We start from the raw sequence: 12574 nt of genomic DNA on the forward strand, positions 1-12574 counted from the left end.
CTTGTTGGAGCGCACGCGCTGGCAAGTACTTGTGGCTCTGGTGGCCCTTGGCGTCATATTGGGCCTATTAGCACATACTGCCTACAGCCGTACGATGGTGATCGTTCCCGATTTCGGGGGAACGTATATCGAGGGTGTGGCGGGAAACCCGCGTTATATCAATCCCCTCCTCTGCTACTACAACACCGTTGATCGCGACTTAGTGGCCTTGATCTTCGGCGGACTGACGACGGCAAATGAGCGGGGCGAAATCGTCCCCGATCTGGCCACCGATTGGCAGATCTCTGACGACAACTTGGTTTACACTTTTCACCTGCGCGATGGAGTACGTTGGCACGATGGTGTACCCTTTACCGCCGATGACGTGCTTTTCACCATTCATGCCATTCAGGACCCCGACTTTCAGGGTCTACCCGCATTAGCAGACCTCTGGCGTAGCGTGAAAGTAGAAGCGCCGGACGCCCATACCGTCCGCTTCACCCTTCAGGAACCATTTGCTCCCTTCTTAGACTACACCACTATTGGCATTCTACCAGCTCACCTACTAGCCGATGTGCCTGCGAAACTATTGCCCGATAGTCAGTTCAATGCCCAGCCCATCGGCACCGGCCCCTTCGAATTGGCCGAGATCAGTGCCGAGCATGCTCTCCTGGAAGCCAACACCCACTACTATGACCAGCGCCCTTTACTTGACAAGATCGAGTTCCGCTTCTATCCAGATTATCCCTCAGTAGTCCAAGCCTATCAGCGCGGTGAGGTGCACGGCATCTGTCGCGTGCTACCAGAGCAATTAGAAGAAGTGCGCCGTGATGAGACACTGACTCTCTATACTGCGCCGCTCTCTGGTTATACATTGGTTTTCTTGAATCTGGACCGACCTTTCTTCCGGGATGCAAGAGTGCGCCAGGCTCTGCTGTGGGCTACGGACCGCCAAGGCATCGTGGATCGTCTGCTAAACGGACAAGGTATCGTAGCACATAGCCCCATCATGCCTTCCTCGTGGGCCTATGACCCAAATATCCTCAAATACACTTACGATCCCGCTAAGGCCGAGGCTTTGCTAAATGAGGCTGGTTGGCTGGATATGGATGGCGACGGGGTGAGAGAAAAAGAGGGAATACGGCTCGAATTTGCATTGCTTACTAATGACGATCCAACCCGCGTCCGCATTATCGAGGAATTGGCCCGCCAGTGGGGTCAAGTGGGGGTGAAGGCAATCCCGCAGACGGCTGGCGTTGCAGGAGTAGTGCGGGACTTTCTAGTACCACGCCAGTTCGATGCACTTCTCTATGCCTGGCAGAGCTTTCCACCCGACCCAGACCCTTATCCCCAGTGGCACGTTTCGCAGATTGGAGAAGATGGGCAGAACTTTTCTGGCTACAACAATGATGCTGCCAACTTGGTGATGGAAGAAGCGCGGGTCATTGCCGATCGAAGTCGCCGGGCGGAATTGTATAAAGAATTCCAGCGATATTTCGCCGAGGATGTGCCATCGCTCCTGCTTTACTACCCCGTTTACAACTACGCGATCAGTAAGACGGTATTCGGAGTCCAAGTTGGGCCAATGATCGAGGCCAGCGACCGCTTTCGCACGGTGACAGATTGGTATATGCTAACAAAGCGCGTCATCCTCAGCGAGTCGCGTTGGTGGGAATTTGACAAACCAAGTAAAGAATGATAAAGTATCACTACCCCGGCCGAGGTGGCGGAACTGGCAGACGCGCTACGTTCAGGGCGTAGTGGGCGAAGGCTCATGTGGGTTCAAATCCCACCCTCGGCATCAAGAGATATCCCGGTCAGCGAGCCTGGCTGGGATTTTTGTGTGCTGCAGATTGGCCGTTGGCCAATCGTACCACATCTAACACCTGCCGCAATTCGGCAATGATGCGTTCCCCACGAGCGAATTGACCCGGCACTGCACCCTTTTCGAAATATTGGTTGCTATCATACACTAGATATTGCCCTACCAGAGTATACCATTGTTCCAAACGCCAGGGAAGAGCGGTACGGCGCTCACGGAGAATATGCAGGCAGGGATAAAACTCCATTTCCTCATCAACAGCCGTTATTTCAGGGGGCAAGTCACCCATTTCTTGAGTTAATGCAGGCTGGGGCTCACCTTCGCGTCGCACAATCACCCGCTCATATCCGGCCGGCAGCGGATAGCGTGCAATGCCCACGGCAAATTCCCCAAATAGGGTTGAATCAGTTACCTCTGCCAATGAATACGCTTCGCCCAGGTATACCCCTGTCGGGCGCCCTTCGACCATAAGTTGGAAGTTGAGTCTTCCATCGGGAAAAACAGCGACCAGAAAGTTCTCATTCCAGACGTCTAAACTATTCATCAGAGCTCCTTTGTTCAAATAAGGCGAGTAAGGCTTCGGGTCGCCGGCGGAAAGTTTGCCACGGCAACTCCTGCTGGACAATGTTCCTCAGAGTGCTGTAAAGCAGTTGGTTAACGGGTGTGGGTATACCGACCTCCACCCCTGCTCGCACAACTGCACCGTTCAGAAAATCCACCTCCGACTCAGCCTTACCTCGAACCAGGTCCAAGTGTAAAGAAGGTGCTTTGCCTCCTCGCCCTCCAGCAATGATATATCGCAGCGTAGTATGTAATACTGGCTGAGGAAAATGCCGCATCGCGTAGGCGAAAAGGCGCACCGGATATCCCACTAGGTCCACCGGTCGCAGTCTGAGTGCAGCCATTACAGCGAGTGCCTCTCTGAGAGCCGCTCGTTCAAGCGCAAACAGGCGGGGGTCGGCGTACACCTCTTCGGGCTTCATATCTAGGATGGCAGGGATAGCGTTAGCCAGGAGGTTGAGGAGTAATTTAGACCATTTCACCTCCCGATAATCTTTGCAGATGGCAGTTCTGAACCCTGTGGCAGCGAACGTTTTCGCTATCTTGACCACTGGTACTTCCCCATGCACAGGAGCAAAGGTTAGGCCGCCTTTTTGGGTAACCAGGCTGACACAACCTGGCGCGTCTACAGCCACCGCCAACGTAACAACTGCCGAAAGAAAGGGCACGTGGCCTAATACATTGAGCGCGATCTCCTCTCCACCAACACCATTTTGAAGCAAAAGCACAACGGTTGAACGAGTCAGAATAGTTCGCACTTGTTGGGCTGCTGTAGCGGTATCGTAGGCTTTTGTTGTAATCAAAACGACGTCAAAGGAGCGCTCCTCTATCTCCCCTACGCCAGTTATGGCCTGTGGATGTGTTATCAAGGAATTTCCTTGCTCCTGCTGTTTGACAACGAGCCCGCGCTCTCGCACCGCATTCACATAATCCCGCCGTCCAACCAGGGTCACATCGTGCCCACTCGCAGCCAGATATCCACCTACAAGGGAACCTATCGCTCCCGCCCCCATGACCAGTATGCGCAATTTTCTCCCCTATCTTGGCATTCACCACTGCTCTGTTCTGATTTCGCGCCAGTACACAGATAATGGAAAAGACGGGTATCTCGGTGCCATCGTAATTCTACAGGAAACTTGCCGCAACTTCAACTGCCCTCCCGTGTTGCTAATTTATGAAGAAAAATCGAAGGATTATGACAGCATGTGGGACATCTTCTCTTATGCAATTGTTACTGCAACAGCCTATTTATTAGGCTCTTTCCCCACCGGCTATCTTATTGTCCGCCTGCTCAAAGGCGTGGATGTACGCCAGTGTGCAAGTGGTCGCATCGGGGGTACAAATGTCTATCGAGTGGCCGGTTGGAGGGCGGCTGCACTTACTGTTCTAGGCGATGCACTGAAGGGCGGGGTGGCCATCTTGTTAGCTCGGACTCTGGTGGGCACACACCTCGCTCTCGTACTGGCGGGTGTAGCAGCAGTATGGGGACATAACCACTCTGTTTTCCTGAGCCTAAAAGGAGGCGCTGGCACTGTGACCAACATCGGTGTACTCGCGGTTATTTTCCCCGAAATTGCTGTTATCTTGGTCCTTTTGGCGCTTGTTACGGCTCTGCTCACGCATTATGCCTCGGTCGCTTCACTTACTGCAGCGGTGGCAACGCCTATCGCCCTACTGATCGCTTTTTGGGCTATCCACTCGCCAGGTGAATATGTGCTTTATGGCCTCCTGGCGGCGCTCATCATCATTTGGGCGCTGAGACCGAATGTCGTGAGATTGCTGCGGGGTACGGAAAGACGCGTCGAGTTCGGGCCATATTAACTCTAAAACCCAAAAGGCTCTCGCTTATCCTCCCGAGAGCCTTTTTATTTGTCCTTATACCTGTAGTGAGAGGCCCAGTGCCCGCAATGCCCTTCCCTGGGCTGCCCACATACGTTGGCGAGCTGCCTTTTCTTGATCGTCATACCCCAATAGATGCAAGACGCCATGCACGGTTAGTAACATAAGTTCATCGCGCACAGGATGCCCTCCCAACTGTGATTGCTCTACGGCATTGGGGTAAGAGATAACTACATCGCCCAAATAAGGGATGAGAGCGGTGGGTAGCACAAAACGGTCTGTGCCTTCGCGCATAGCAAATGCGAGCACGTCAGTTGGCGCGTCCAGACTTCGGTATGTTCGATTCATTCCGCGAATGGTTTCTGCGTCGGTAATTACGACGGAGAGTTCGAGTGGTCCCGCAGCATTTTCCAGACTCAAGACTGTGCGCGCTGCACGGATCAGATCCTCTACTGGGACGCTGCCAGTGACCTCTGGCGAAATTTCCACCGTTATATAGTAGGTGGGCTCTTCCGTCATGATGCTCCTGGGTCGCTCTTGCATGTCCCGGCTGTGCCCGCAGGATATTGGACACGAGGGTGAAAGATGCCAACCAGAACATCAATGAAAGCCGTGCGGATGCTATCGAGGTTACCCAATGTCAAGTCACATTGATCTAACTCCCCTGCTGTCAGTTTCTCATCGATGACCGTGCGCACAATACGCTCGACTTCGCTGGGAGAGGTAGGGCGCGCCGCACGCACAGCGGCTTCCGCGCTGTCGGCCAACATCACGATAGCCGCCTCCTTGGTTTGAGGTCGTGGCCCACCATAATGAAAGTCTGACTCATCCAATACTTGGCCGTTTGTCTCTTCTATGGCCCTTTGATAGAAGTAGCCATAACTGACGGTGCTTGTGCCATGATGCTCGGCAATGATGTCAAGCACTCGATCGGGCAAGCCGTATTTTCGCCCTAGTTCTACGCCATCCCTAACATGATTGATGATGATTTGTGCACTTGTTCTGGCATCCAATCGTTCATGGTAACTTTGGCCGTCAACCTGGTTCTCGGCGAAAAAGTAAGGACACTTGATTTTGCCGATATCATGATAATATGCACCAACGCGGGCCAACAGACTATCGGCACCCACTAATTCGGCTGCTCGTTCTGCGAGGTTGCCCACAATAATACTATGGTGATAGGTTCCCGGTGCCCCAAGCAAGAGTTGTCGCAAAAGGGGATGGGTGGGACGAGCCATTTCGAGCAACTGGAGTGAGGTGGTAATGCCGAAGACCCGGCCGAAGGTCGAAAAAGTAGCGAAGGCCAGGCTAGTCGAAAGAGCGCCATTAAAAATGCCGGCCCCGGCGATCTGCAAAAGACCAATGGGATCATAGTTTTGGTTGTAAAGGCGGAAGGCTAAGCCTATTACCACATTCGCTAAAGCCACGTAAGCGGCTGCCCACACGAATTCGCCCAACCTCTCTACCTGGTACACACTGACCGCGCCTATCAAACCGCCCAGTAGGGCGTAGACGCTCAGTTCCAACGAGCTGCCTGCAATGACCCCGACAGCGAAACTGAGCATTGTCGTCACCATCAGCGCCACAGAGATATCGAAAAGCAGGGCAAGTAGCATCGAGATAGCGGCCATAGGAAATACGTAGGGTAGTACTACGTGACCCGGTATCATCGCCTTTGCCAGGATGAGTGAAGAGAGGATGGTCAGCACCAATAGGACCCTTCGTTTGTGGCTCGTAAGCATCTCTGGTCGGAAACGATACATGAAGACCAATAGTACCAGCACCATACTGGCAACAAAGAAGAATGTGCCGACTACTTTTTGCCATCCCTGTGGGCCACGCAAGAGACCCAGGGCTTCGAGTTCCTCAATATCCAGAGCAGTTACCACATCACCACTGCGCACAATGATCTCGCCACGTTCGATAGTGCGCTGTATCGGGGCAACACTCGCGCGGGCCTGCTGACGCAGTGCTTCGGTTGCTTCCGCGTCAAGGAAACTATTGGGAACAAGGAGATCTCGCGCTATCTCGGCTACCACGTTCGCCTGGTCTGCAGGAAGGGCATAACTTACTAATCTTGGAACCTGTGTCCGTGCCTCGTTCAGTCGCCCCTGCGGGATGTCCATGCGGAACATCTGCTCTAAAACACTGTACACATCCGCCACCACTCGTTGCCAGGCGGTTTCTTCCAAGGAAATAACCGTACTGATGGTCCCTGTGGAGAGAGTCAGGTCAGGTATCTCGGCCACCCAACGTGCCTTGACTTCGGGCGGGGCATAATCGTCGTGTCGAACAGAATCGATGTAAGCGACGATTTCTCGGGCCCGATTGAGTTGGGCGCGGGTAATGCTGGGATCAGGAGCAGTGTATACATTCCCCACTGCTGTCGCGGCTCTCTCTCGCTCGGCCTGAGTGAGCAACGCGCTCTCATAACTGATGCGCCTTGGTGCAGGTATGTCACGAGGGGCCACTGCACCCACAGTGAGATCTAACTCCTGTGGTGCAATAGAGAAATTCAGAACAAACGTGAGCCCCAATATCAGAAGCACTGTGGTTAGAGCCATCTCCAGAAACCACAGTGTTCTCTTTCTGTGCACAAAGAGCAGGCGACGCTCACTGATCTCGCCCGGCACAATCCCGGCTGTGCGGCTTGCCCCATTCGAGGCATGCCTCAGCGTGTCGAGGTGGGTATTACCCATCGGGTCTTACTCTCAACGTGTCAGAAGATCCCGGACGACTTCATTCACCGTACGGCCGTCAGCCCGATCCTTGATTCGCGGCAAAAGCACACGCATGACTGTACCCAGATCCCCTGGCCCTTTAGCCCCTGTTTCCTCGATCACTACGAGAGCGGCCGCAGCGATCTCTTCTCTGGTCATTTGCTTGGGCAAGTAACTTTCTAAAGTAGCCAGTATGGCCTTTTCCTCAGCAATGAGGTCCTGTCGCCCTGCTTTCTGAAAAGCGTCCAGAGAGTCGCGGTGCTGTTTGATCTCTCGTCGGATCACATCGAGGATTTCTTGGTCAGTTAGTTGGTATCGGATCTGTGTCCCCTCTACATCCTTGCCAGCCCGTTCCAAGTCTTGGTAGGCGGTCGCAGAGCGAGCCAGTTCTTCGTTGGTGATAGCAGCGCGTACCATGCGGATAGCCGATTTGCGCGCTGCATCGCCATCGCGCATAGCCTGCTTTAAGTCACTGGCTAACTTGTCTCTAAGTGTTTCCACCTGTTCCCCTCAGCGAAATGAGTTTCTTAGTACAGCCTTTGATGATAAATATGGGCCCTGCCCCACGTTACATAAAGACTCTGCTTGAACGTTTTTAGGGAGGACCCGCGTATTTATGATGTTGGTATCCAGGCACTTATTCGTACTGGTTCTTCAGACTTTGCTTGCGGCTTTTGCGCCGCTTGGCCGCCGCTTTCTTCTTGCGAAGGACGCTGGGCTTCTCATAGAAGCGGCGACGACGGACCTCCGAGAGAACCCGATCGGCTTGCACTTTCTTGTTGAAGCGCTTGAGAGCTGCCTCGAAGGTCTCGTTCTTTTCGACAATAATCTGCGTCACACGTGACCCCCCTTTCTTCCACAGTCAATGACCCAGGAACAAATGCTCGAGTCTACACTGCGTATTTACAATCTAAATTATAAAGGCAAGAAACGACCCTGTCAAACACAGAGTCGCGTTCCCACAGCGCTGGTTGAATCTTCTGACAATCCCCTTTTCTAACGCTTAACATTGTAGAATGCTGCCAGACCCGGATACACTGCGGCATCGCCGAGTTTTTCCTCGATGCGCAATAACTGATTATACTTGGCAACGCGATCACTGCGACAAGGAGCGCCGGCTTTGATCTGGCCGGTGTTAAAAGCCACCGCCAAGTCGGCGATCGTTGCGTCTTCGGTCTCACCACTACGATGTGATATGACAGCAGCCCACCCAGCCCGCTTGGCCATTTCGATCGCCGCTATGGTCTCTGTCAGCGTGCCAATCTGGTTGGGCTTAATGAGGATGGCGTTTGCGGCGCGCTTTTCGATGGCCATTTTCAGCCGTTCAACGTTGGTGACCAGGAGATCGTCACCCATGATCTGCACACGCTCACCCAAGCGCTGATAGAGCGATTGCCATCCCTCCCAGTCATCCTGAGCCAAGCCATCCTCAATGCTGATGATAGGGTAGTTTTCTACCCACTGGGCATAGTAATCTACCATTTCCTCGGCGCGGAGTTTACGGCCCTCCTTTTTGAGCACATAAAGGCCGTCTTCGTAGAACTCGCTGGCCGCTGGGTCGAGAGCGACATACAGGTCCCTTCCTGGCTTGAACCCCGCCTCCTCAATGGCCGTTACAATGAGTGCCACTGCCTCTTCATTGGCGTCGAGCGAAGGGGCAAAGCCACCCTCATCACCCACGTTGGTATTGTGGTCTTTCTTCTTCAGAACGGCTCTGAGGGCCTGATATACCTCTGCGCCCCAGCGTAGCGCCTCGCTGAAGGTAGGCGCACCGACTGGCACACATATAAACTCTTGAAAATCGGTGCTGTTAGTAGCATGCTTGCCACCATTCAGAATGTTGAATAGCGGCACGGGCATAGTTCGGGCGTTGACACCGCCTAAGTAACGATACAGGGGCAGGCCAAGCGCCTTGGCAGCAGCCTTCGCTACTGCCAAGGAAACCCCCAAGATAGCATTCGCACCCAAAACACTTTTGTTAGACGTACCATCTAACTCCATCATGTGCTGGTCTATACCTACCTGGTCCAAGGCATCCCAACCCAGTAACTGTTCGGCAATTACTTCATTGACGTTGGCCACCGCTTTCAGAACGCCCTTGCCACAGTAGCGCTGTCTGTCGCCGTCGCGCAGCTCCAGTGCCTCGTGGATGCCAGTGGAGGCTCCGGAGGGCACCGCCGCGCGCCCTACCGCACCACCAGATAGATGTACCTCTACCTCCACAGTGGGGTTGCCACGCGAATCTAATATTTGTCTGGCGATGATATCTTCTATCAGCGTCATTTGAAAGACCTCCCGGTTTTTTACCCTCTCGCCGGCTCTAACCCCAACGCGTTGTACAAGCGCGCGAAGTTGAACCGCTCCTCCATCATGCGTTCGAAACGCGCGATCTTCTTGTCCTGATGGAAGCGCGCCTTGCCGAAAATTTCCTCCAGGAGTTGTACGGCGGTCAGCGTATCATGTTTCACCAGTATCATCGGCACACCCAGTTCCTCAGCACGACACAAGATGATTGGACTGGGATACAAATTGCCCGTGAGCACCAGACACTTGGTGGAAGTTTCCAAAGCGGCTAACTGAATGTCAGGTCGGTCGCCGCCGGTTATCACTGCCTTATTCGGTTTGCGGCGGAAATAGGTAAGTGCCGAATCTACACTCATGGCGCCGACCATCAGGTTTTCGACCAACTCCTCCAGGCGGTCATCACAGCATAGGACTTCGCCCCCTAACACCTCGGCAATTTCCCGCACGGTGACGGAGAGGAAGATCCGCTGTTGGGGTAGCACAGCGTAAACGGGGACGCCATGTTTTTCCAGAAATGGGATCACCGATTTCTCTACGAAGTCCACTCTGTATTGAGGCACCGCATTGAGTACTGTGCCCAGCATCGAATCACCAAGCAGTGTCCGCGAACCGAGGATTTCATCCACAACCAGGTCGTTGTCATACCGAACGACGACCAGCGCACGGGCATGGAATAACTCCGCAATTTGGTAAGTGGGCAAATCCACCATTGAGCCTTCCACGAGACTGCCCCCACCCTCTATTATCATTATATCCTTGTCCTTGGAGATAATGGCGAAAGCCTCTTTGATCTGGCGAGCGTAGTCATTACCTTCGCCACGCAGGACCCTCTCCACTACCAACGGATCCAACCCTACAGGCCAGATCGCAGCCGCCGACTCCGTGAGCCCCAAGGCTCGCCGCATGAAATTGGCATCCTCGTCTATCAAGCGGGTACCAACGCGCTTCACCGCTGTGGTGATGGGTCGCATGTAGCCAACCTTGAGGCCATTCCGCTGGAAATGGTGGCCTAGACCCACGCAGACGGCACTCTTTCCAGAGAAAGGCTCTAGAGACATAACGCTCAATGTAATCATTCTGTCCCTCCTTCTTTGAGGACGCATCTCATATCTACAGCCACTACTCCCTCCCCGGCAGCCTGTACCATCAAAGGATTGATGTCCATTTCCATGATCTCGGGGAAATCTATGACCATCTGGGAAACGCGCATGATACAGTCGGCCACTGCGTTTAGGTCCGATGGTCTCTCGCCACGCACGCCGCGCAACAAGTGGGCAGAGCGAATCTCACCGATCATTTCGGCTGCTTCTTGACGGGAGACTGGAGCAATGCGAAAGGTGACATCTTTCAGTACCTCTACGTAGATGCCGCCTAAACCGAACATGATTAATGGACCGAACTGGGGGTCGCGGTTCATGCCGATAATTACTTCCTTGCCCCCACTGACCATCTCCTGGATCTGCACACCCCAGATCTGCGCATCTGCCATATAGCGCTGAGCCCGGTAAATAAGCAAATCAAACAGGTCACGCACTTGATCGCGGTCGCGCACATTCAAACGGACCCCACCGATGTCTGATTTGTGTAAAATATCGGGCGAAGCGATTTTCATCACCACCGGAAAACCGATCTCTTCGGCGTAAGCCACGGCTTCATCCACTGTCTTTGCTAATTTGGATTTCGGGATGCGGATGCCATAGGCAGCTATCACATCGCGGATCTCCGCATCACCAAGTGTCAGACGCCCTTCGCTTCGTGCTCTATTGAAGACCTCACGGACTCGCTCTTTGTCTATGTCGAAATGTACGATCTCCGGCTCCGGGCGTTTGGTCCACTGCCAGTGTTGGTACATAGCCTTCATTGCACCCACCGCTCGCTCAGGAAAAAGGTAATTGGGAACGCGGTAATCGTGAAGTATCCGGATGCCGGAACGCACCTTCTTCTCGCCCATAAAACAGGCTAATACTGGCTTATCAGCCTGAGCAGCGAGCCGACCGATAACCTCCGCCGTTTCTTCAACCTCGGTCATCACCTGTGGCGTCAGGATCACTATGACGCCGTGAACCTGCTCATCTTTGAGCACGGCATCAAGAGCCCATTCGTATCGGTCGGCTCGGGCGTCGCCGATGACATCCACGGGGTTATAGACATTGGCTGCTGCAGGCAACCTCTCCCGGAGCCGTTCAATGGTCCCCCGTGATAAGGAAGCCAGTTTGAGACCACTGCGCTCCAACGCGTCGGTGGCCATAATCCCAGGCCCACCCGCATTGGTAACCACAGCGATTTGGTCCCCCTTCAACATTGGCTGATAAGCAAAGGCAAGAGAGTAGTCGAAAAGTTGTTCGATAGATTCAGCGCGCAGCACGCCCGACTGCTGGAAAGCAGCATCGTAAGCCCTGTCGGAACCGGCGAGGGAACCCGTATGTGAGGAGACAGCCCGTTGTCCGGCCGTGGTCTTGCCAGATTTCACTGCGATAACCGGTGTATGTCGTGTAACGCGGCGGGCTATCTCCATGAACTTCCGTCCGTCGGCCAGACCCTCCATATAAGTGATGATCACCCGAGAATCGGGATCATTCTCCCATGCTTCCAGCATGTCCACTTCGTTCACATCCGCTTTGTTGCCCAGGCTGACGAACCGCGAGAATCCGATTCCCTCAGCCAGAGCCCAATCGAGGATGGCCGTGCATAATGCGCCCGATTGGGAGGTAAAAGCAATGGTGCCCTTCTCCGGCATGCCAGCGGCAAAAGAGGCGTTCAGAGGCTGCACGGTGTCAATTAAGCCCAGACAGTTTGGCCCGATGATGCGGATATTATTTGCTTCCGCGAGTTTGACCAACTCTCGCTCCAGTTTGGCTCCTTCGAGGCCTGCCTCACGGAACCCGGCGGTGATGATGATCACCCCTCGCACACCTTTCTTAGCGCAATCTTCCATAACGGATAGTACGAGTGTGTTAGGCACTACAATCACAGCCAGGTCTACTTCACCCGGACAGGCAGAAACTGTGGGATAGCACTTCAAGCCCAGAATTTCATCGGCCTTGGGATTGATCGGGTAGACATTGCCAGTGTATTTGTACTGGATAATGTTGTTCAGCACGCTGTAACCCAGTTTCTCGGGGTCACGGGAGGCACCGACAACCGCAACGCTACGAGGATTGAAAAACATGTCCAGCATGAACGGATTCTCCTCAAGACTCAAATATGATGCAGTCCCTCGCTACTCATGGGTCTCCCAATGCAGCAACTCGTAATGTCTAAAGCCTGAGCACGCATAGTGTATGGTGCAAAATAGTTGCCTTTAGATGGCGTCCAGGCAATTATACTTGAAATTGACAAAAAGACGAAG

The 12574-nt window shown here is 53.7% G+C and carries 11 protein-coding genes and 1 tRNA gene; 3 read left to right on the forward strand and 9 right to left on the reverse strand.

What is annotated here, in order from left to right; all coding sequences use genetic code 11:
* The first annotated feature begins 1 nt into the window (after window position 1).
* Together H5T64_00135 and H5T64_00140 are read left to right on the forward strand one after the other, a co-directional pair.
* Entirely contained in the window at window positions 2-1678 is a 1677-nt protein-coding gene (locus H5T64_00135) for a peptide ABC transporter substrate-binding protein (protein ID MBC7262747.1), read from the forward strand.
* Window positions 1679-1696: 18 nt separating this feature from the next.
* Window positions 1697-1780: transfer RNA gene (locus tag H5T64_00140), tRNA-Leu, on the forward strand.
* Window positions 1781-1796: 16 nt separating this feature from the next.
* On the opposite strand, the gene H5T64_00145 is transcribed toward H5T64_00140, so the two are convergent.
* Window positions 1797-2345, reverse strand: coding sequence for a hypothetical protein (locus H5T64_00145; GenBank protein MBC7262748.1), 549 nt, complete (start codon window positions 2343-2345; stop codon window positions 1797-1799).
* On the reverse strand, window positions 2338-3390 hold the full coding sequence (locus H5T64_00150; GenBank protein MBC7262749.1) for a 2-dehydropantoate 2-reductase: 1053 nt from the start codon (window positions 3388-3390) through the stop codon (window positions 2338-2340). The genes H5T64_00145 and H5T64_00150 overlap by 8 nt, the downstream gene beginning before the upstream one ends.
* 175 nt (window positions 3391-3565) lie before the next feature.
* On the opposite strand from H5T64_00150, the gene H5T64_00155 reads away from it, so the two are divergent.
* Window positions 3566-4183: a glycerol-3-phosphate acyltransferase gene (locus H5T64_00155; protein MBC7262750.1), complete on the forward strand. Its 618-nt coding sequence runs from the start codon at window positions 3566-3568 to the stop codon at window positions 4181-4183.
* 54 nt (window positions 4184-4237) lie between these two features.
* On the opposite strand, the gene ybeY is transcribed toward H5T64_00155, so the two are convergent.
* The 7 genes from ybeY to H5T64_00190 all read right to left on the reverse strand — a co-directional run bounded on the left by ybeY (window position 4238) and on the right by H5T64_00190 (window position 12403).
* Window positions 4238-4720, reverse strand: coding sequence for an rRNA maturation RNase YbeY (ybeY, locus tag H5T64_00160; GenBank protein ID MBC7262751.1), 483 nt, complete (start codon window positions 4718-4720; stop codon window positions 4238-4240).
* Window positions 4717-6900 carry an HDIG domain-containing protein gene (locus H5T64_00165; GenBank protein MBC7262752.1) on the reverse strand — a complete coding sequence of 728 codons (2184 nt, stop codon included), beginning with the start codon at window positions 6898-6900 and terminating at the stop codon, window positions 4717-4719. Before H5T64_00165 ends, ybeY begins: the two co-directional genes overlap by 4 nt.
* 12 nt (window positions 6901-6912) lie before the next feature.
* A complete protein-coding gene (locus H5T64_00170) occupies window positions 6913-7377 on the reverse strand; it encodes a GatB/YqeY domain-containing protein (GenBank protein ID MBC7262753.1) in 465 nt (154 codons plus the stop codon).
* A gap of 181 nt (window positions 7378-7558) precedes the next feature.
* Window positions 7559-7759 carry a 30S ribosomal protein S21 gene (locus tag H5T64_00175; GenBank protein ID MBC7262754.1) on the reverse strand — a complete coding sequence of 67 codons (201 nt, stop codon included), beginning with the start codon at window positions 7757-7759 and terminating at the stop codon, window positions 7559-7561.
* Between the two features lie 158 nt (window positions 7760-7917).
* Window positions 7918-9204: a phosphopyruvate hydratase gene (eno, locus tag H5T64_00180; protein ID MBC7262755.1), complete on the reverse strand. Its 1287-nt coding sequence runs from the start codon at window positions 9202-9204 to the stop codon at window positions 7918-7920.
* 20 nt (window positions 9205-9224) lie between these two features.
* Window positions 9225-10301, reverse strand: coding sequence for a phosphotransacetylase family protein (locus tag H5T64_00185; GenBank protein ID MBC7262756.1), 1077 nt, complete (start codon window positions 10299-10301; stop codon window positions 9225-9227).
* The gene (locus H5T64_00190) at window positions 10298-12403 is read right to left on the reverse strand and encodes an acetate--CoA ligase (GenBank protein ID MBC7262757.1); all 2106 of its coding nucleotides are present in this window, start codon (window positions 12401-12403) and stop codon (window positions 10298-10300) included. The genes H5T64_00185 and H5T64_00190 overlap by 4 nt, the downstream gene beginning before the upstream one ends.
* Window positions 12404-12574: the final 171 nt, after the last annotated feature.

It is taken from the genome of Chloroflexota bacterium, assembly GCA_014360825.1.
Lineage (GTDB): Bacteria > Chloroflexota > Anaerolineae > UBA2200 > JACIWT01 > JACIWT01.